Here is a 19157-nt window from a genome sequence, read left to right as displayed (position 1 = left end):
GGTAGATGAATGAGTAGTGGAGATGTTAAGTTTCTTTCAATTAATAGCTTACGAATAGTTCTCTGTAGGTGAGTTAACTTAATTGAATCTCTGCTCCCAGAGCAAATGTTGTGGATTCTTCCTATATTGTCTTGTCGCTGTGAACTGGCTTTTATCCATTTTGTAACGTAATTTACGGGAATTATGTCTAGTTTCACCTGGCCTAGCCGGGGTAATAGACCAAATGTTAGCTTTCCTGACAGGAAGTCACAAATGTAATAAAAAACTTGAAAATGAATGATCTTTCCAGTTTTAGAATGACCAACAACCATGCTTGGGCGATGAACGGTCACCGGTAGCTGGTACAGTTCGATTTGCTCGCGCAAATAATCTTCTGCTTCGGCTTTGGATTGCTCGTAAGTGTTGTGGAATTGCCGAGGTTCTAATATCCAAGCTTCCGGCACCAAGCCTGACATTTTTCCGGCAACGCCGACTGTACTGACGTATTCCACTTTCCGCAGCACCCCCACCGCTTGGCAGGCGCGAGCCAGTTCGACAATGTTTTTTACGGCGCCCAATGCGTGTTTGCGAGCTGTATCCAGTGGTAGATTCATCCGTACGACGCCAGCACTATGGATAATATGCGTGCATGATTTAACGATTTCGCCATAGGCTTGCTCGGATAGACCAAAGCGCGGCTGATCGGTGTCGCCTTGTAGTAAGGTAATACGTTGGCGTGAGTCGTCGGCTTTAGTGGCATCCAGTTCCCAGAATTCAATCAGTTCCTCTAGGCGTTGCCGCAGGTGCTCGGGTGATTTCGCGCGGATTAACAACCAAATTCGGGTTTCTGGTTCGTCCAGCAACAGCGGTACCAGCATGCTGCCGATAGCGCCGGTCGCGCCGGTGACGAAATAATTGGATTTCATCGTTATTCCTCAAGTGCAATTGGATGATCCGCAACAGGATTGGTCAGGCCGGTAACTTCAGCAATACGATATTGGGTTCAATCAACAGGGGTTGCTGGTGAATAATTGAATCCGCATTGTCTAATGCATCGTAAAGTTGGTCGATCCAAGCTCCGTAATCTTGTTGAATATTCCGCCGCAGCAACTTGAAATTGCGTGTCAGTTCATTTCTTTCGACGGATAGTGAGGAAAAGCTTAACACAGCACCGACCGGGCGTTTGTAATTGGGTAATTCCGCTGCGGTTTCGGCGAGCGTCTTCGCTAATTTTCTGGTGTAGTCGATTATGTCGGTGTCGCCTTCCGGTCGCTTGGCCCCCAAGGTTACCAAGGTTGTTAAAAACTTGCGGTTTGCGCCGAATACCACCGCGTGCTCAATTTTACTATGGCTTTTTAACAAGTCTTCAATTTCGACGGGAGCGATTTTGCGGCCGGTTGAGGTCTTAAACACGTCGGATTTTCGCCCAGTCAGGCGAATGTAACCGTATTCGTCGATTTCGGCATAATCCCCGCTCGCCAAATAGCCGTCTGTGGTTAGTCGGCGGTCTTCTTGCTGTTCCGCGATGTAGCCACCAAAAACGCCGCTGCCTTTGACGAGCAGTTCGCCGTCTTCAGCAAGTCTGACCCGATTTGGACTTAGCGGTTTTCCGACTGTCCCGAATCGGTAGTCTTTGCCGCGGTTCGCGGCAATAGGAACAACGTTTTCGCTGAGACCGTAGGATTCCAGAATCAACAGGCCTGTCGAGTAGAAGCGTTTTAACAGCCAGATTGGTATCGGAGCGGAACCACTAATCAAATATCGGATATTGCATCCGAACAAGGATGTAAACGATTTGAATAGGCGGCGATTGATAAAACGAAACAGGTGTCCGATCCGCGAATCGTTTTCCCCCGCCGACAGACAAAAACTGAGGAGGTGATAGATAGGTTTTGGTTGCCTATTTAATTTGTTCTCCACTTCTTGGTAGAGTTTTTCGTAAAAGCGCGGGACAGCAATAAAGACATGCGGGTTGATTTGGGGTAGGTATTCAATGATTTTTTGTGGCTGAGTTACGAAAAATATTTCCGAGCCTCCCGCGAGCGCGCATAAGTTTACAATGCGTTGAAACAGATTCGATAACGGCAACCAACAGACCAAATGGCAGGGGGCTTGCCCAATTTCAGGAAAGGTGTCCAATATGGCTTGAATAGCGGTGACGATCTGTTCGTGTCTGTATGCTATGCCTTTCGGGGTGCCAGTGGTGCCAGAGGTGAAAATGATCGTGGCAACATCGTTAGGGAATACCGTCGTTGGTAAGGCAGAGGGGGTAAGTTTTTCGTCTATCTGGTCGCGAATGCCCACCGAATGAAGCTTACTCTTTCCGAATTCGCCGGCATCTTCGAGCGAAATCAGGGTGGTTACTCGATTGATGAGATGGTCGCCGAATTTCTCCAAGCGTCCAACTCGATCGACAATCATTGCATCGATTCCGACCAGATTGGATATGGTTTCGAGGTGTTCCGCGGTTTCTTCCGGATCGATTCCGACAATAACGCCGCCAAGCATCAGAACAGCGTGATGCGTTATTTCCCATTGGCTTGAGCTTGTCGCCAAAACAATGACGGTGTGCCCTTTTTCAATGCCGAGAGCCTTAAGTTGCCAAGCTAAATCGACAGTCTGTAAATAGAATTGGCTGACGTTGGTCGGTATCCATTGGCCGTGAATGTCGAGCGACCAATGAGCGTTAGCGTTCGGAGTCTGGCGGACTCTGGCGGCTAACAGTTCAGGGAGAGTTGCTCGTTGCATTTTGCAAACTCCTTGTTGCAATCATTGGTGGGTCATAAGCGCCTGGGCGTTGGTTCACGGCCAACTCACTTTCTGATAAGGCAAGCCATTGTAGGCTTCTTGTCACCTCTTTGCCTAATAGCACTTTGTTTTTAAGCATAAAATCGACTATCGGCACGAGTATGCGCCATTGGTTTAGATTGGCTTTTCCTTCGCGAATCAGCGCGGAAAACTCCGGCAAATAGGGGTTGTAACCGAAATGCTTTAAGTCGGAATACATCAATAACCAGTTGATAGGGTAATTACTGAATATCGGACTGGCGTGTCTTCCTGATTTTACCAAGCCCAGTTGCACGACTTTTTGCATGATCTGTTCTTGGTTGTAAGGCCAGGCGTGGTAGGGTGCTAAGTATCTGGGAAATACGGTGCCAGCGGGATAGTTCTGGGGATTGAAAAATCGGGAAAGCTCTTGTTCGTCGAATTCCGTGCTGGATTTGAGTGCGGGCGGAGTCCAATCGACTTTGGCAATCAAATCCCTGGAAAACTCGTAAAGCATTCTTTCTGGTTCGGGTTGGCCGGGTGAATATCCGGCTAGAATCAGTGGAATATTTTTTTCTAGGGCCAACTTAATGGCATCGCCTTCAAATAGCGGGGCGTAGACGTAAGATACGGTGTATACCGCGCCGCGCGGTTCCTGATTTTTCAGCAAATACTTGAAGAGCTTTTGGTAAAACTGCTCGGACGGCCGGTAAACGACATGGTCGATGTCCAGCTTATTCAACGCACGACGAATATTGTCCCAGGCTAACGGCGGAATATTGATGTCGGTAGTGAAGGCCAGAACCTTAAGGCCATATTCAACTTTTAATTTATACAGCAGATAAATACTGTCCTTACCGCCGCTGAGCGGCACGAGGCAATCGTATTCCGCTTGATTCCTGCAGTCGCGCAGGGCTTTTTCCAGATCGGCTTCACGTTCGGCGCGTTGCCTATCCAAGATTTGGCTGTCTTCGGGCTTATAGTTTTCGCACAGGTTGCAAACCCCATTTTTGCCGAGTACGACTCCGGGTACCGCATCGGAGATTAAACATTTCACGCAGCTTGCCATAATAATTCCAGGAATGGGTTCTTAATTTCGCGCTAACTGGCCAGGGGCATTGTGCTCGGAAAAACTATCTGGCTCCCTTGCCCCACAAAATGACCTCGACGGTGCTCATCATGATGGTCAAATCTAAAAACAGACTGTAATTTTTTACGTAATATAAGTCATATTGCAATTTCTGCAGGGTATCGTACTCGCTGGCGCCGTAGGGATAACACAATTGCGCCCAGCCGGTGATACCGGGTTTTACTCGGTGTCTTTCCTTATAATACGGGATGCGTTCTTCAAAACCTTGGACAAATTCGGGGCGTTCGGGTCTTGGGCCGACAAAACTCATGTCGCCTTTCAACACGTTCAGCAATTGTGGAAGCTCGTCTATCCGATATTTGCGGATGAATTTACCGACCTTGGTGACCCGGTCGTCGGTTTGCGCGGCCCATTGAGCGCCGTTTTTTTCGGCATCCACTCGCATGCTGCGGAATTTAATGACGTTAAATACCTCGCTACGATACCCTACCCGCCGCTGCTTATAAAATACCGGCGCGCCAAAGCCGCTTTCGATGTAGATCGCCATCATGGTCAGCACCATGATCCACCAACTGACGGATAGTAATAGCAAGCTGGCAATCACGTCGAAGGTACGTTTGACGATGGGGCGGGTGCCATCGTTGACGAAACCGTCGGAGAATACCAGCCAACTCGGGCTTAACGTTTCCAGATACACCAAACGTTGTTCGCGCTCGTAAAAGGTTTGTAAGTCCATGATTTGAACGCCCGACATCTTGACATCCAGCAGTTCGTCAACGGGAAGTTTTTTACGCCTATCGTCCACCGCGATGACAATTTCATCGACATCGGCGGCTTCGACAATGTCGTTCAAGCGCAATTTTTCGTTAAGTGCGATGGCGTGCGGCACATTGATGGGTTCGTCTTCGAGAGTGACATAACCGACAATTTCGAAGCCCCGATAAATGTAGCTGGAATTGACGACGCTCAATTCCCCGGCCCGCTGGCCGCAACCGATGACCAGTACCCGGCGCTTGAGCTTTTCCAAGTTCACGAAACGATAAAACAGGTGGCGGGTCATTAGTAGCCCGGCGTAGGAAAAAATTAGCGCGGAAATCAATACGCTACGTGCCAGCATCAGGTCTGGAATCACGTAATAGATAAACGCCAGCATGAAAACCGCGATAGCGAACGCAAAACTAATGCGCTGCAGGATGTTGTATTCCTCCTTATCGAGGGTTTTTCGGTATAGCCCCAGTGCCGAGCACGCGGCGGTGAATACCATGGAGTACATCAACGCGGCGGCGGCTAATTCGTTGGCGGTATACCAGGAGGCTGTATAGAGAAAACGGACTGTCGCGCCACAATACATCGCCAGAAAAAAGACCAGCCATTCCAGGACTAACAGCCACAAATACGCCGTTGAAATATAGTGTCGAAAGATTCGAATCATATTGGTTGCGAATGACGATCCTGAAAGAGTTATTGGACAGAGGTTGTTTGGCCGGCCAGCGCTCGGATGTATTCGGCTGGAATGGCGTAAGTAATGCCGCTGGGGTTGGTAATGGCGTTTTCCTTGCTACCTTGCACGAATACCTTGTTGATGATGCCGATGACCTTGCCCGAGTCGGGGTCGTACAGCGGACTGCCGCTGTTGCCCGGATAGGCGGTTGCGTCAAGCTGGAACACGTTGTAGGGCGTTTGCAGCTTTCTCAGCATGTTGACATTCAATTGATTGGTGGCAATAGCCGGTATGGCGTTTGGCGAGATCGCGGACACGATGGTGTGGTGGGTTACCGGGTATAAGCCCAAGACCATGCCGATCGGATAGCCGGTAAAAGCAAATTGCTCGCCTTCTCGAACCTTTTGCGAATCGCCGATTTCCAGTGGCGGTAACTTGCCGCCTTCGAGGGTCAGCATCGCCAAATCATGTTCTCCGTCCACGCCGCCAATATCCGCGATCAACATGTGTTCTTTTTGGTCTTGCAGATAGAACACCGCGAAGCGTTCCAAGCGGGCGCCGTCCAGTTTTTTTTCGAGTACATGGGCATTGGTAACGATCCGGTCGCCGTTGCCGATCGCAAAGCCGGTCGCTAGAAACAGGGCCCTGGGATTGCGGGTGGGCATGTAAGTGCCTACCGCAACCACGCCTGGCTTGATCAGAGCAATGGTGTCCGGGAGCTTGTTGTCGTTGGCAAACGCGTTGCCGTTGGCGGCAATCGTTAACACACTTCCCAGCAAATAGGCCGCTAAGTTAATCATGAAGAATTGTTGAGGGCGGTTGATACGAAGCCATACCTAAAGTCTAGCCTATCTTGCGGTCAATACTAACACCCTGCCGGGGGGAGCGGCGCAAATTCGTTGGCGGTTCGATTCCAGGATGTTGAGGTCGGGATACCGCGCGCTCAGGCGCATGGTCTTGGGACTTAAGACGCGCGGAGTCGCCGTGGTTTTTTTGCCGAAACAGCGGAACTCGGCGGGCATGAGCCGGTCTACTTGGGTGGAGATAGTGGAGCCGGTAGCGCCGTGATCGGGAAACAGTGACAGCCCGGTTCAGTGTTACCGGTTTTTTTATGGATACAGCCTTTCCCACTGAAACGAAGAACCGTCCCAGTGTAGTGCGCTGGCACCGTCCACGGTCCAATCCGCCAGTACGTAACGTTTGGCGCCACGGCCGTCCAGCAGAAATTCGTGCAGGTTAGGCCGATGGGTGTGGCCGTGTATCAAAATGTCGCAGCCATGGCGGCGCATGGTTTCCGCGACGGTTTGCGGATTGACATCCATAATCTCATCGGATTTGCCCCGCTTATGGAAATGACTGCGCAGGCGGTACCAGCGCGCGGCCAACAGTCGAAGCAGTAGCGGTTTGCCCAGCACGTCGCTTTGCCACCGCGGGCTACGGGATTTTTTCCGAAACGCTTGGTACGCCTCGTCGTCGGTGCAGAGCAAATCGCCATGCGTCAACAACACGCGAGTGCCGTTTAATTCGATGACGCTGTAATCGTCCAACAACGCGATGCCGGTTTCCCGACAAAACTGTTCGCCCAGCAAAAAATCCCGATTGCCTTGCAACAAAAAAATCCGGACTCCGGCTTCGGTCAACGTTCGTAATGCTTTTTTGATAGTTCGATTCGGCGGGCTGTTGTCGTCGTCGCCTATCCAGGCGTCGAAGAGATCGCCGAGTATGTAGACGGCTTGGGCGCGCGCTGCTCGACGTTGCAAGAATTCCAGAAAGTGCCTAGATAATGTCGGCTTTTCCCAAGCCAAATGCAGATCGGAGATGAACAATATATCTTGGGGTAGAGACGCCTGCTCCGGCGTCTCCGGCGAGGGTTGCGACATCGCTGACGGTTGCTATTCGACGACTTCGGCTTTTTCGATGACGATGTCGGTTTTGGGAACGTCTTGATGCATGCCGCGGTTGGCGGTCGGTTGCTTGGCCATCGCGTCGACGACATCCATGCCTTCGACGACTTCACCGAAAACCGCATAGCCCCAGCCGCTAGGGGTTTGGTTGGTATGGTCTAAAAAGGCGTTGTCTTTGTAATTGATAAAGAATTGCGCCGTGGCCGAATGGGGGTCGTTGGTGCGGGCCATCGCGATCGTGCCGCGTTTGTTTTTCAGGCCGTTGTTCGCTTCGTTTTGGATGGTGGCTTTGGTGGCTTTTTGATTGAATGAAGTGTCGAAGCCGCCGCCTTGCGCCATGAACCCCGGTATCACGCGATGGAAGATCGTACCGTTATAAAAGCCGTCGTTGACATAGGCCATGAAATTAGCCGACGACGCGGGTGCTTTGGTGGTGTCGAGCTGGATGACGATGGTGCCTAATGTGGTGGTCAGTTTGACTTTGGATTGGGAGTCCGACATTTTGTTTTCCGTTGCAAATGAAAGGGTTGAAAATAAAAACAGCATCAGGTAAGCGAACCGGTTACGCATGGAATATCCTCGTTAGCGCTGCAAGCGGCGAATTCTATGTGTTTTTATCTTGAAAGAGAAGCCGGAATCTTGGTAGATTGCCCGGTCTTTGCGCCGTAACCGAACACCGCCGATGTTGAAAATTTACAACACCCTGACTCGCAGCAAGCAAGAATTCATTCCCAGGCAGCCCGGCAAGGTCGGCATGTACGTCTGCGGCATGACGGTATACGACTACTGCCACGTCGGCCATGCCCGAGTCATGGTGGTTTTCGATACCGTGGCCCGCTATTTGCGCCATGCAGGTTACCAACTGACGTATGTCCGGAACGTCACCGATATCGACGATAAAATCATTCAGCGCGCAAACGAAAACGGCGAAGCCTTTACGGCTTTGACCGAACGTTTTATCGCGGCGATGCACGAGGACGAGCGCGCCCTGGCGGTATTGCCGCCGGACATCGAACCGCGCGCCACCCAATCGATTGCCGACATCATCCGGATGATAGAAACGCTGATAGCCAAGGAGTATGCCTACGTTGGCGGCAATGGCGACGTGTTTTACGCGGTGAGTCGATTCGACGGTTACGGCAAATTGTCCGGCAAGAATATCGAAGATTTGAATGCCGGCGAGCGGGTCGATGTCGATGCGGCCAAGCGCGATCCTCTGGATTTCGTATTGTGGAAAATGGCCAAGCCCGGCGAGCCGGCCTGGGAATCGCCGTGGGGCCTGGGGCGTCCCGGCTGGCATATCGAATGCTCGGCGATGTCCACCTGCTGCTTGGGCGATCACTTTGACATTCACGGCGGTGGCATGGATTTGCAGTTTCCGCATCACGAAAACGAGATTGCCCAATCCGAGGGCGCCACCGGTCAGCCCTTCGTCAATTACTGGATGCATAACGGTTTCGTCCGGATCAACGAAGAGAAAATGTCCAAATCCCTGGGCAATTTTTTTACCGTGCGAGAGGTCTTGAAGCGGTATCGGCCGGAGATTGTCAGGTTTTTTATCCTGTCCAGCCATTACCGCAGTCCGCTGAATTATGCCGACGAACAGCTCGACGAAGCAGGCGCCGCGTTGACGCGATTGTATACCGCGCTGCGCGGCGTCGAAATCGGCGATGACGACGTCGATGCCGACTACCGGTTGCGTTTTGAGCAAGCGATGGATGACGACTTCAATACGCCGGTGGCCTTGGCGGTGCTGTTCGATCTGGCGCGCGAACTGAACAAAACCGACCATAAAGCCAAACTGGCTTCAACGTTAAAGCGTTTGGCCAGCGTTTTGGGATTGTTGCAGGATGACCCCGACAGCTTTCTGAAAGGCGATAGTGGCGAGGACGGTTTATCCGAAGCCGACATAGAAAGCTTGATTGCCGCTCGCAAGGCCGCCAAGGTCAACAGAGACTGGGCGCAAGCGGACGCGATCCGGGATCGCTTGAAAAGTTTGGGTGTCATTCTGGAAGACGTGGCCGGCGGCCATACCACATGGCGCCGCGAAAATTGAGAGACAGCGATGACTGAAATTAAAGATAAACCCGTCTATCTGTTCCTCGACGAACTGGCCGGCAAGCAAGCGACGCCGGGCGGCGGCAGCGCGGCGGCACTGCTGGGCGCTCAAGGCGCCGCGTTGGTTGCTATGGTTTGCAATCTGACGATAGGCAAACCCAAATACGTTGAAGTCGATGGCGATCTGCGGGCGTTGTTGGCGGAGGCGGAAGCGTTACGGGAAACATTGACCCGGATGATTCAGGCTGATGTCGAGGTATTCGATCGCTTGATGGCTTGTTACGGTTTGCCCAAGGCCAGTGACGCGGAAAAAGCCTATCGGGCCGAGCAAATCCAAGTGGTGCTGAAAGACGCGACCGACGTGCCGTTGGCTTGCGCCAAGGCTTGCGCGCAAGCGATCGCGCTAAGTCGCGTCGCGGCCGAGAAGGGGGCGCTGGCGGTGATTAGCGATGCCGGCGTCGCGGTGATGGCGGCCTACGCCGGCTTGAAGAGCGCGGCATTGAACGTTCGAATCAACGCCGGAGCCTTGAAGGACAAGGCGTTTGCCGACAACCGGCTGGCGGAACTGCAAGCCTTGTTGGCGACAGGCGAGCAGGAGGCCGAGGCCATATACCGGATCGTGCAAGACAAGCTTTAGCGCCCCATGGCTCGATTAGCGAGTTTGCTTTTCCGGCAGGGGCTGCTTTGATTTGTCCCGAGGCGATCCGCCCCGGGACTGAGTTAGTCACAGCTGTTTGACGTTAATATTCAAGGTTTGAATTCGATAGGCGATCTGCCTCGGCGTCATATCCAACAATCGAGCCGCCTTGGCTTGCACCCAGCCGCTTTGCTCCAGCGCGGCAATCACTCTTTCCCGCTCATCCATGTTTTCGTCGTGCAGATCGATTTGCTTAATCTGTTGCGGCGTCCGGCCGATGCCGATTTCGCTTTCCAGTCCGGTCGCGGCAATCACGTCGCGATCGATGACGCCGTCCTGGCTCATAATCGCGGCGCGCTCCAGCCGGTTTTCCAGTTCGCGGACATTGCCCGGCCAGTCGTGCTTCATCAATATGCGGATCGCGCTTTCCTTGACTTCCAGCGGCCGGCCGCCTTGCTGCTTGGAAATCCGGTTCAGTAAAAAGCTCGACAGTTCCGGAATGTCCTCGATGCGCTCGCGCAGCGGCGGCATATTGATCGGCATCACGTTCAGCCGGTAGTACAAGTCCTCACGGAAGTTGCCGTCGGCCACTTCCTGTTCCAGGTTGCGGTTGGTGGCGGCGATGATGCGGACGTTGACTTTCAGGGTGCGGACGCCGCCAACCCGTTCGAATTCACCCTCTTGCAATACCCGCAAGAGTTTGGCTTGGAACGACGCCGAGATTTCGCCGATTTCGTCGAGAAACAAGGTGCCGCCGTCGGCCAGTTCGAAGCGGCCCTTGCGTTGGCCGATCGCGCCGCTGAACGCGCCTTTCTCATGGCCGAATAATTCGGATTCGAGCAAGGTGTCGGGCAGCGCCGCACAGTTCAGTTTCAGAAACGGGCCGTTGGCGCAGGCCGAATTGAAATGAATCGAGCTGGCGACCACTTCCTTACCGGTGCCGGATTCGCCGCGTATCAACACTGTGGTATGCCACTTGGCGACTTGGCGGATGATGTCGAACACTTTCAGCATCGGTTCGGAATGGCCGATGATGTTTTCGAAGCGATAGTTTTTGACCAGCGTTTGCTTGAGGTAATCGCGTTCGCTGGCCAGTTCGTTTTGCTTGCGCTCCATGACTCGCAGCATGTTGACGCTGTGGGCGATCAGATTGGCGACCATTTCCATGAAGCGGGCACGCTCCCCCAGAAAACCGGCGTCGCAAGGCTGGGCGGCCAGGATGCCGACGACTTCGCCTTGTTCGACGGCCAGCGGCGAGCCGATGAAGGGCAGGTCGGGGTTGTAAACGCCAAGACGGCTTAAAAAGCGCGGTTCGTCGGCGATGCGCTCGACGACGATGGTACTGCCTTCGTCCAGAATCGCGCCGACCAAGCCTTCGCCGGGTTGGTAGCGGACCGAACGATCGATGTCTTCGCCGTAAATCTCGCAGATGCTCATGCTGTCGTCCTCGATGTCGCGTAGCGTGATCATCCCGAAATGCAGGCCGGTGCGTTTGTGCAGTATCTCCAATATCCCCTTGAGTTTGGTTCTAAGATCGTGGGTGCTATTGAGAAGTTGGCTGACCAAATACAGGGTGTCCAGTTCCGATTCGACCAGTAGTAATCGTTCACTCATGGATGCTCACCATGGCTGAGTTTTTTTGACAGGGAAAACTGAGTTTGAAACTGCAGCCGTTTTGATAGTCCGGATCGATTTCGATCATGCCGTTGTGTTGGTTGACGATTTCCTTCGCCATCACCAGTCCCATGCCGGCCTGCACGCTACCCATCGTCGGCGAAGTCGTGAAAAACGGTTCGAACACCTTGCTGCGCTGATTGGCCGGAATGCCGGGGCCGGTATCGTCGATCGCCACATGCACCCAGGCACGGTCGCTGGCGGTGCTGATCTTGATCAGCCGTTCGCGGCTGCTGGCGCGGTTCATGGCGTTGACCGCGTTGTCGATCAGTTGTTTGAACAACATGCGCAGTTTGTTCTCCGACCCCAGGATAGAAGGCAAAACCGGATTGGGCAACCAATCGACGACGATGCCGTTGGCCAGAAATTTGGTGCTGTAGAGCAGCATCACCTCGTGCAGCAGCTGGTTCAGATTGACGGGTACCACCGCCGATTCCGGGATTTCCGGCACACAGCGTTGCAATGTCGCCAAGGTCTCCTCGCCCATCGCCTGAACCTGGCTGAGCAGGTCGCGTAGCGGCTGGTTATGCGATTCGTTGCGCTGACTCATGATCTGAATCGCCGCGTGTATTTGATTGAGCGGCTGGCGGATTTGGTGCATCGCGCCCAACAGGGTTTCGCGGATACTGCGAATGTGTTCTTCCTCGGTCAACAGATTGCGCAAAGTCTGAATTTGCAGTTTTTCCTGTTGGCGACGTTGTAGCGTTATGTCGTTGACGCTCAACAATAGATAGTCTTTAAACTGCTTGGCGAAGAAGCTGTCGGCGCAGACGTCGTTTTCGGTAAACCAGTTGCCGGAGCAGGAAAACCAGCGGGTTCCCCGAATGCCGGTGCCGTCGTAACGGATTTCCCGGTTGGTGAAACCCTGGCGAGTCGTGGCGGCATTCCACAAATCACCCATGTCTTGCTCCAACGCGTCCAGGAAAAACAATGCCGGTTCCGGCTTATCCAGTTCGCTAATCAGCATTTTGTACATTTGGTTGTCCAACACCACTCGCTTGTCGCTGTCCAACACCGCCATCGCCACCGGAGAAGCGTTCAACACTGATTCGATCAATTGTTTTTGGTTGCTAACCTGTTGTTCGACATGGTGAGCCTGGGTGACGTCCTTGTGCATGCCTATATAGTGGCTGATGGCGCCTCGCTCATCAAGCATCGGTGCTATCGTCAGGTCAGCCAGATAGCGTTCTCCCAATTTACGCCGATTGACCAGCTGGCCGTGCCAGACTTGCTTGCGGGAAATGGTGTGCCACAGGTCGTAATAAATTTGCCGCGGAGTGGACTTGTCGGACAGCTTGGATTCGTTCTGGCCCAGAATTTCGGCGGCGTGGTAGCCGGTCACTTGGGTGAAGGCATCGTTGATATACAGAATATTGGCTTTTTTATCGGTGATCGATATGGCAACCGGCGCTTGTTCGACGGCTTTGACGAATAGCGAGAACGGTAAGGTTTGGGTTTGCTTGCCGCCGCGCTTGGCTGGGGCGGCGTCGGCTTGCCCTGGTGCCAACAGATTGGCCGTGTCGATCTCGATTTCGCCCAGCATGAAGTCAGGGGTGGATTTGGTCATGGCAAACTGCTCTCAAGGTATGTTCCGGATGAATGATTGTTGTCCGCCGAGCAAATAACAGTGCTACGCGCGGCGAAGGCGACCGGCTCCGGGCCGGTATTTCCTTAAAAGCACATGCAATTTGGGCGCCAAAGTTGGCGAGGCTAGGTTGCTGTTGCTTATTCCCGGCGAATTGTAAGGTTTACGACATTTATTTGCCCGCTTGTTTTGAAACTGTGTTTTTTGGCACAGAGCTTACAGAAGCTCCCACCATGAATTTCGCGGGATTCGGCGGCTGTTCGCAGAGTTGGCTGCTTGGCACGGATGATGCTGAACAGTTAGCACTAAACAAGGTTTTTAAAACGATGAGCGAATACTTATTGCTGATATTGGGCACGGCGCTGGTCAACAACGTAGTGCTGGTAAAGTTCCTCGGATTATGCCCGTTCATGGGCGTCTCCAACAAATTGGATACCGCACTGGGCATGGGTTTGGCGACCACCTTCGTACTGACGCTGGCCTCGGCGGCGAGCTGGGTGTTGGAGCACCGCTTGCTGCTACCGTTCGACATCGGTTTTTTGAGAGTGTTGGGTTTTATTTTAGTGATCGCCGCCGTCGTGCAGTTCACCGAGATGGTTATTCATAAGACTAGTCCGGTGATGTATCAGGTGCTGGGTATTTTCCTGCCGCTGATCACCACCAATTGCGCGGTCTTGGGCGTGGCTTTGCTGAATATCCAAGAACAATATAATTTCGTCCAAAGCCTATTGTTCGGCTTTGGTTCGGCATTGGGTTTTACCCTGGTGATGGTGCTCTTTGCCGGTCTCCGTGAACGCCTGGCGTTGATGGCTGTACCGGCACTTTTTTCAGGCACCCCCATTGCGTTTATCACCGCCGGCATTATGTCGCTGGCATTCATGGGATTTGCGGGTCTATACAGCAAATAAGAGGCGCAGCCATGTACGTTTTATCCGCGATAGTGATTTTGACCGCTCTAGGCCTGTTTTTGGGCATTAGTCTGGGCATTGCCGCTAAGTATTTGAAAGTGGAATCGGATCCGCTGGTCGAGCGGGTGGAAGAGCTGATGCCGGGTTCGCAGTGCGGCCAATGCGGTTTTCCGGGATGCCGGCCAGCCGCCGAGGCGGTGGTATCAGGTGCCGCGCCGGTGACCTTGTGTCCGCCGGGCGGAACCGCGCTGGTCGAGCAACTGGCCAAGCTGTTGGGCGTGGATGTCGATTTGAGCCAGACGCAAGATCAAGAGCCGATGGTCGCCCGGGTCAGCGAAGAGACCTGCACCGGTTGCACCCGCTGCTTCAAGGTTTGCCCCACCGATGCCATCGTCGGCGCACCAAAACAAATCCACGCCGTCGTTGCCGATGCTTGCATAGGCTGTAAAAAATGTGTCGAAGTTTGCCCGACCGAATGCCTGCAAATGCATCCAGTCGAAGTGACCTTGCGGAACTGGCGCTGGCCCAAGCCTTTGGCGGCGTAAGGAATAAGTTTATGTTTGGATGGTTTGAAAATCCTAGATTACGCGGCGGCGTTCATGCCGAAGAGCATAAAAGCGAAACGTCGGGACTGAGTATCGCCAGCGGCTTTCCAATTCCGAAAAAGCTATACATTCCGGTGCAGCAGCACGTTGGCAAACCGGCCGAACCGGTGGTCAAGGTCGGTGAAAAAATTCTTAAGGGTCAGTTGCTGGCCTATAGTCAAGGCACCATTTCGGCGCCGGTTCATGCACCAACATCGGGCATTGTCGCCGACGTGAAGGATTTTCCCGCACCGCATCCGTCCGCGTTGCCGATTCGAACGGTTGTGATCGAAAGCGATGGTAAGGATGAATGGGCGGCGCTGGAAGTGCCCGACGATCCGTTCGGACTCGATTCGGAAACGATTTGCTCGATCGTCGGCGCCGCCGGCGTGGTCGGCTTGGGTGGCGCGGTGTTTCCATCGGCCGTGAAACTGAGCTTGGGTCGAAAAAGCAAAATTCACACATTGTTGATTAACGCCGGCGAATGCGAGCCCTACCTGACCTGCGACGATCGCTTGATGCAGGAGAAGGCGGAAGAAATCGTCGCCGGCATTCGCTTGATGTTGCGCGGCCTGGACGCACCCAAGGCCATGGTCGGAATCGAGGACAACAAGCCGGCCGCGTATCAAGCCATGCGCGACGCTTGTCGCGACCACCCGAATATCGTGGTCTCCCAAGTCCCGACCCGCTACCCGATGGGCTGGGATCGGCAGATGTTGCGTTATCTGACCGGTCAAGAAATTCCGGCCGATGGCCGTGCCGCCGACATTGGTGTTTTGGTTCATAACGTCGCCACTGCTCACGCGGTATATAAGGCGGTGTGTCTGGGGCAGCCTTTAATTTCCAGGGTCGTTACCGTGTCTGGCGCCGCCGTCGCTCAACCGCGCAACGTCGAAGTGCCGATCGGCACCCTGATGTCTGAAGTGTTGGCATTCTGCGGATGGGATAAAACCAAAATGGCCCGCTTGGTGATGGGCGGACCGATGATGGGCGATGCGCTGCCGATCGCCGAAGTGCCGGTGGTCAAGGCTTGTAACGGTGTTCTGGCTCTGACGGCCGCCGAAATCGAAGAACCCGAGGTGCAACCCTGCATACGCTGTTCGAGTTGCGTGACCGCTTGTCCGGTGGGTTTACTGCCGCTGGAAATGGCCAGCCGCATCAAGGTCAACCAGCTCGACGCCGCGGTCGATCTGGGTTTGAAGGATTGCATCAGTTGCGGTAGTTGCTCCTATGTTTGCCCTTCGAATATTCCGTTGGTGCATTACTTCAAGTTCGCGTCCGGCGAGTTGGTCAAGCGCCAACAGGCCGATCATAAATCCGAGCAAACCAAACGCCTGATCGACGAACGCAATCAGCGGATGGAGCGCATTCGGCTGGAAGCCGAAGCCGAGGCGCAACGCGCCCAGGAAGCTCGCGCCGCCCGTTTGGCCGCCCAACAAGCCCAACAGGCGCAACAAGCCCAGGCGAAAGCCGAGGAAACCGTATGAGCGTAAAACCGGTCAGTGGTCCCCACGTACTCGCTACCCGCCGTTCCGATCAGATCATGCGTCTGGTGATACTGGCGATGGCGCCGGCCGCCGGTTTCGGCGTGTTGTTATTCGGTTGGCCGGCGTTGTATTTGTTTGTCGTCACGGTGCTGTCCGCGCTGGCCTTCGAGGCATTCTGCCTGAAGCTGAAAGGCGTCGCGGCCGGACCTTTCTTGCGGGACGGCTCGGCGATCGTTTCCGGCATGCTGGTGGCGATGACCTTGCCGCCGTGGGCGCCCTGGTGGATAGGCGTGGTCGGCGCCGGTATCGCTATCGTTCTGGGTAAGCACGTGTACGGCGGATTGGGGCAAAACCTGTTTAATCCGGCAATGCTGGCCAGGGTTGCACTACTGATTTCATTCCCGATTGAAATGACAACCTGGGCCAACGTCTCGCCATTGTTCACCGGACCCGGTGTGTTCGACAGTTTTGCGATCACCTTTTCGGGCTTGAACAATGCCGACGCGGTGACCGGGGCGACCACGCTGGGTATGGTCAAGACCGAATTCTCTCAAGGCCACGTATTGCCCGGTATCTTGAACGAATACTCCGGTTTTTTGGCGATGCTGGGTTGGGAGCGCGGCAGTCTTGGCGAAACCTCGACCTTGTTGGTACTTGGTGGTGGCTTGTGGCTGATGCGGCAAGGCGTGATTCAGTGGCACATCCCGGTTTCGTTGTTGGCGACGATTTTCCTGCTGTCCTCCGGCTTTCATTTGTGGGACGCCAAGCATTACCTGAGCCCGTGGGTGCATTTGAATTCCGGCGCGGTCATGCTGGTGGCTTTCTTTATCGCCACCGACTACGTGACCTCGCCGAACACGCCGCAAGGACAGGTCATCTTCGGCGCGGGTTGTGGCTTGTTGATCTTTGTGATTCGCTCCTGGGGCGGTTACCCCGAGGGTACCGGCTTCGCTATTTTGTTAATGAACGCCGTGACGCCGTTGATCGACCACTATATCCGGCCCCGAATTTACGGGCGATACCGGAGTGGCAAACCGCTTGATATTTCCAACTCCTGAGATTCCCGATGAGTTCCAATCCCGTGCAAAAACCAGCGGCTGGCGGCGAAGCGCTGGCGGCGGCCATTTCCGCCGGCAAAACGCTGAAACGCAAGTTGGCGGTTTGGCTGGAACCCGAGCATTTGGAAGGCTTGCGGCCGCAATTGCAGTTTCAGGCCGGTGTCTTGGCGGGTTTTGCACTATTGGCCGCGCTACTGTTGGGCTTGGCCGATCTGGCCACCCGAGGCGTGATCGCGCTGCGCCTGCAGGAAGACTTGCAGGCCAATTTGGCCCAGGTGGTGCCGGCCGATTTGCACGACAATAATTTGTTGGAAGATAGCGTGTTGCTGGACTCCGCCGATGCGAATTTAGGCGCCGCGCAAACCCAGGTTTATTTGGCCAAGAAAGCCGGCGCGGTCAACGCGGTGTGCTTCAAGCTGATCGCGCCGGACGGTTACGCCGGGCCTATCAGTTTGGTGATGGGCGTGGATCGTAATGGCGAAATTCTCGGGGTACGGGTCATCGCCCACGTTGAAACGCCGGGTCTCGGCGATAAAATCGAAATTACCAAATCCAAGTGGGCCTTGTCGTTCGACGGTAAGTCGCTGGACAACCTGACCGTCGAACAATGGGCGGTCAAGAAGGACGGCGGGGTGTTCGATCAATTTAGCGGTGCGACCATCACGCCGCGCAAAGTGGTGCAAGCCATTCGGCGCGGTCTGGAATTCTATCGCGCCCATCAAGCGGAACTGCTGGCCGCTGAATAGCCTTGTCCTGGTAAACAACGTTTTCGTTTCGGAGTGTGCCCATGAATCTTTCGATATTGTTTTCTGAACCCTATCGCAAAATCGCCAAGGACGGTTTGTGGGACAACAACGTGGTATTGACCCAGAATTTGGCGCTGTGCCCGCTGCTGGCGGTGACCGGTACCGCGACCAACGGGCTGGGCATGGGCTTGGCGACGATGGTGGTGATGCTGGCCTCCAACGCCGCCGTGTCGGCCAGCCGGCATCTGATTCCGGCTGAAATTCGTATTCCGATCTTCGTGTTGTTGATCGCGGCGCTGGTGACCTTGGTCGATTTGTTTCTGAATGCCTGGATGCACGAACTGCATAAGGTGCTGGGCTTGTTTATTCCGTTGATCGTCACCAACTGCGTCATTCTGGGTAGGGCCGAGGCCTTTGCGTCCAAGCAGGCGGTATTGCCGTCGATGTGGGACGGCCTGATGATGGGCGTCGGCTTCACCGCCGCGATGGTGGTGCTCGGCGCGATGCGGGAGATCAGTTCGGCGGGTACCTTGTTCGCGAATGCGTCGGTGCTGCTGGGCGAAAGTTTTCAATTTCTGGAAACCGTGTTGATTCCGGAATACAAAGGTTTTCTATTGATGGCATTGCCGCCGGGCGGATTTATCATGCTGGGGTTCATGGTCGCCTTAAAGCGGTTGTTTGATCGCAAGGCGGTTGAAAAACCGGTCCAGCCGGCCGCGCCGCTCGAAGCCGCCGTCGTCGAATAAGCGAGGTCAACGATGAACGTAGGGGTTTGTTACGCGCAAGCGGATCGGCAAATCTGGATGCGGCTGGAAGTGCCGGAAGGCAGTACCATTGCCGAGGCGATAGAATTGTCCGGCGTGTTGAGCCAGTATCCGGAAATTGATCTGGAAACCCAAAAGGTGGGGATCTTCGGCAAACTGGCCAAGCTCGATACCGTGGTCAAGGAAGGCGACCGGGTGGAAATCTATCGCAAGATTACCGCCGATCCCAACCAAGTACAGCGGCGCCGGGTGGCTTAGCCATGTACGTCTGCGTTTGCAAGGCATTTACCGAACGACAGCTTGATGCGGCAATCGCCAGTGGAGTATCCTCGCGTAAACAATTAACCAATTGTTTCGGGGTCGGCGGCGAATGCGGTAAATGCAACCGCGAACTTTCGCAACGATTGCTCGGTAAAGCATCGTCTGGCTGTTCATCCGGCATTCATGCCGCGACCAATCATTAAAACGAATCACCG

At 54.2% G+C, this 19157-nt stretch carries 19 protein-coding genes; 10 read left to right on the top strand and 9 right to left on the bottom strand.

The features are described from left to right. The 7 genes from AC3B8H_RS01230 to AC3B8H_RS01200 form a co-directional block, all read right to left on the bottom strand. On the bottom strand, positions 1-905 hold a 905-nt coding region (locus AC3B8H_RS01230; RefSeq protein WP_488439803.1), incomplete at its 3' end, for an SDR family oxidoreductase. Positions 906-948: 43 nt separating this feature from the next. Then, complete coding sequence (locus AC3B8H_RS01225; protein WP_488439802.1) at positions 949-2727, bottom strand: AMP-dependent synthetase/ligase; 1779 nt, start codon at positions 2725-2727, stop codon at positions 949-951. Then, the gene (locus tag AC3B8H_RS01220) at positions 2705-3814 is read right to left on the bottom strand and encodes an adenine nucleotide alpha hydrolase family protein (RefSeq protein WP_488439801.1); all 1110 of its coding nucleotides are present in this window, start codon (positions 3812-3814) and stop codon (positions 2705-2707) included. Before AC3B8H_RS01220 ends, AC3B8H_RS01225 begins: the two co-directional genes overlap by 23 nt. A 64-nt stretch (positions 3815-3878) precedes the next feature. Next, positions 3879-5267 carry a TIGR03013 family XrtA/PEP-CTERM system glycosyltransferase gene (locus AC3B8H_RS01215; RefSeq protein ID WP_488439800.1) on the bottom strand — a complete coding sequence of 463 codons (1389 nt, stop codon included), beginning with the start codon at positions 5265-5267 and terminating at the stop codon, positions 3879-3881. Positions 5268-5296: 29 nt separating this feature from the next. Then, a complete protein-coding gene (locus tag AC3B8H_RS01210) occupies positions 5297-6076 on the bottom strand; it encodes a S1C family serine protease (protein ID WP_488439799.1) in 780 nt (259 codons plus the stop codon). A 309-nt stretch (positions 6077-6385) separates the two neighbouring features. Next, positions 6386-7156 (bottom strand): UDP-2,3-diacylglucosamine diphosphatase, encoded by a 771-nt coding sequence (locus AC3B8H_RS01205; protein WP_488439798.1) that lies wholly within the window; start codon positions 7154-7156, stop codon positions 6386-6388. 12 nt (positions 7157-7168) lie between these two features. Then, the gene (locus tag AC3B8H_RS01200; protein ID WP_488439797.1) at positions 7169-7681 is read right to left on the bottom strand and encodes a peptidylprolyl isomerase; all 513 of its coding nucleotides are present in this window, start codon (positions 7679-7681) and stop codon (positions 7169-7171) included. 181 nt (positions 7682-7862) lie between these two features. On the opposite strand from AC3B8H_RS01200, the gene cysS reads away from it, so the two are divergent. Both cysS and fchA read left to right on the top strand, forming a co-directional pair. Continuing rightward, on the top strand, positions 7863-9236 hold the full coding sequence (gene cysS, locus AC3B8H_RS01195) for a cysteine--tRNA ligase (protein WP_488439796.1): 1374 nt from the start codon (positions 7863-7865) through the stop codon (positions 9234-9236). A gap of 9 nt (positions 9237-9245) precedes the next feature. Then, entirely contained in the window at positions 9246-9875 is a 630-nt protein-coding gene (gene fchA, locus AC3B8H_RS01190) for a methenyltetrahydrofolate cyclohydrolase (protein ID WP_488439795.1), read from the top strand. 87 nt (positions 9876-9962) lie between these two features. On the opposite strand, the gene nifA is transcribed toward fchA, so the two are convergent. Both nifA and nifL read right to left on the bottom strand, forming a co-directional pair. Next, on the bottom strand, positions 9963-11489 hold the full coding sequence (nifA, locus tag AC3B8H_RS01185; protein WP_488439794.1) for a nif-specific transcriptional activator NifA: 1527 nt from the start codon (positions 11487-11489) through the stop codon (positions 9963-9965). Continuing rightward, positions 11482-13116, bottom strand: coding sequence for a nitrogen fixation negative regulator NifL (gene nifL / locus AC3B8H_RS01180; protein WP_488439793.1), 1635 nt, complete (start codon positions 13114-13116; stop codon positions 11482-11484). Before nifL ends, nifA begins: the two co-directional genes overlap by 8 nt. 344 nt (positions 13117-13460) lie before the next feature. Between nifL and rsxA the strand changes: the two genes are divergently transcribed. From rsxA to AC3B8H_RS01140, 8 genes are read left to right on the top strand one after another with little or no spacing between them, the layout of a single operon-like run. Then, positions 13461-14042 (top strand): electron transport complex subunit RsxA, encoded by a 582-nt coding sequence (gene rsxA, locus AC3B8H_RS01175; protein ID WP_064024198.1) that lies wholly within the window; start codon positions 13461-13463, stop codon positions 14040-14042. Between the two features lie 11 nt (positions 14043-14053). Further along, positions 14054-14587, top strand: a complete 534-nt coding sequence (rsxB, locus tag AC3B8H_RS01170; protein ID WP_064024196.1) for an electron transport complex subunit RsxB — start codon at positions 14054-14056, stop codon at positions 14585-14587. 11 nt (positions 14588-14598) lie between these two features. Continuing rightward, a complete protein-coding gene (rsxC, locus tag AC3B8H_RS01165) occupies positions 14599-16113 on the top strand; it encodes an electron transport complex subunit RsxC (RefSeq protein WP_488439792.1) in 1515 nt (504 codons plus the stop codon). Beyond that, positions 16110-17171 carry an RnfABCDGE type electron transport complex subunit D gene (locus tag AC3B8H_RS01160; RefSeq protein ID WP_488439791.1) on the top strand — a complete coding sequence of 354 codons (1062 nt, stop codon included), beginning with the start codon at positions 16110-16112 and terminating at the stop codon, positions 17169-17171. The genes rsxC and AC3B8H_RS01160 overlap by 4 nt, the downstream gene beginning before the upstream one ends. Positions 17172-17179: 8 nt before the next feature. After that, the gene (gene rsxG, locus AC3B8H_RS01155; RefSeq protein ID WP_488439790.1) at positions 17180-17917 is read left to right on the top strand and encodes an electron transport complex subunit RsxG; all 738 of its coding nucleotides are present in this window, start codon (positions 17180-17182) and stop codon (positions 17915-17917) included. A 41-nt stretch (positions 17918-17958) separates the two neighbouring features. After that, positions 17959-18663, top strand: a complete 705-nt coding sequence (locus AC3B8H_RS01150) for an electron transport complex subunit E (protein WP_488439789.1) — start codon at positions 17959-17961, stop codon at positions 18661-18663. Positions 18664-18675: 12 nt separating this feature from the next. Continuing rightward, complete coding sequence (locus AC3B8H_RS01145) at positions 18676-18939, top strand: RnfH family protein (protein ID WP_064024187.1); 264 nt, start codon at positions 18676-18678, stop codon at positions 18937-18939. A gap of 2 nt (positions 18940-18941) precedes the next feature. After that, entirely contained in the window at positions 18942-19145 is a 204-nt protein-coding gene (locus AC3B8H_RS01140; RefSeq protein WP_488439788.1) for a (2Fe-2S)-binding protein, read from the top strand. Positions 19146-19157: the final 12 nt, after the last annotated feature.

It is taken from the genome of Methylomonas sp. BG-2 (assembly GCF_057766305.1).
This window is presented reverse-complemented; position numbering and strand designations above follow the sequence as displayed.

Excerpts from the sequence above, each read along its gene's own strand:
- AC3B8H_RS01225 (WP_488439802.1), bottom strand. The coding sequence starts at position 2,727 with ATGCAACGAGCAACTCTCCCTGAACTGTTAGCCGCCAGAGTCCGCCAG.
- AC3B8H_RS01220 (WP_488439801.1), bottom strand. The coding sequence starts at position 3,814 with ATGGCAAGCTGCGTGAAATGTTTAATCTCCGATGCGGTACCCGGAGTC.
- AC3B8H_RS01215 (WP_488439800.1), bottom strand. The coding sequence starts at position 5,267 with ATGATTCGAATCTTTCGACACTATATTTCAACGGCGTATTTGTGGCTG.
- AC3B8H_RS01210 (WP_488439799.1), bottom strand. The coding sequence starts at position 6,076 with ATGATTAACTTAGCGGCCTATTTGCTGGGAAGTGTGTTAACGATTGCC.
- AC3B8H_RS01205 (WP_488439798.1), bottom strand. The coding sequence starts at position 7,156 with ATGTCGCAACCCTCGCCGGAGACGCCGGAGCAGGCGTCTCTACCCCAA.
- AC3B8H_RS01200 (WP_488439797.1), bottom strand. The coding sequence starts at position 7,681 with ATGTCGGACTCCCAATCCAAAGTCAAACTGACCACCACATTAGGCACC.
- cysS (WP_488439796.1), top strand. The coding sequence starts at position 7,863 with ATGTTGAAAATTTACAACACCCTGACTCGCAGCAAGCAAGAATTCATT.
- fchA (WP_488439795.1), top strand. The coding sequence starts at position 9,246 with ATGACTGAAATTAAAGATAAACCCGTCTATCTGTTCCTCGACGAACTG.
- nifA (WP_488439794.1), bottom strand. The coding sequence starts at position 11,489 with ATGAGTGAACGATTACTACTGGTCGAATCGGAACTGGACACCCTGTAT.
- nifL (WP_488439793.1), bottom strand. The coding sequence starts at position 13,116 with ATGACCAAATCCACCCCTGACTTCATGCTGGGCGAAATCGAGATCGAC.
- rsxA (WP_064024198.1), top strand. The coding sequence starts at position 13,461 with ATGAGCGAATACTTATTGCTGATATTGGGCACGGCGCTGGTCAACAAC.
- rsxB (WP_064024196.1), top strand. The coding sequence starts at position 14,054 with ATGTACGTTTTATCCGCGATAGTGATTTTGACCGCTCTAGGCCTGTTT.
- rsxC (WP_488439792.1), top strand. The coding sequence starts at position 14,599 with ATGTTTGGATGGTTTGAAAATCCTAGATTACGCGGCGGCGTTCATGCC.
- AC3B8H_RS01160 (WP_488439791.1), top strand. The coding sequence starts at position 16,110 with ATGAGCGTAAAACCGGTCAGTGGTCCCCACGTACTCGCTACCCGCCGT.
- rsxG (WP_488439790.1), top strand. The coding sequence starts at position 17,180 with ATGAGTTCCAATCCCGTGCAAAAACCAGCGGCTGGCGGCGAAGCGCTG.
- AC3B8H_RS01150 (WP_488439789.1), top strand. The coding sequence starts at position 17,959 with ATGAATCTTTCGATATTGTTTTCTGAACCCTATCGCAAAATCGCCAAG.
- AC3B8H_RS01145 (WP_064024187.1), top strand. The coding sequence starts at position 18,676 with ATGAACGTAGGGGTTTGTTACGCGCAAGCGGATCGGCAAATCTGGATG.
- AC3B8H_RS01140 (WP_488439788.1), top strand. The coding sequence starts at position 18,942 with ATGTACGTCTGCGTTTGCAAGGCATTTACCGAACGACAGCTTGATGCG.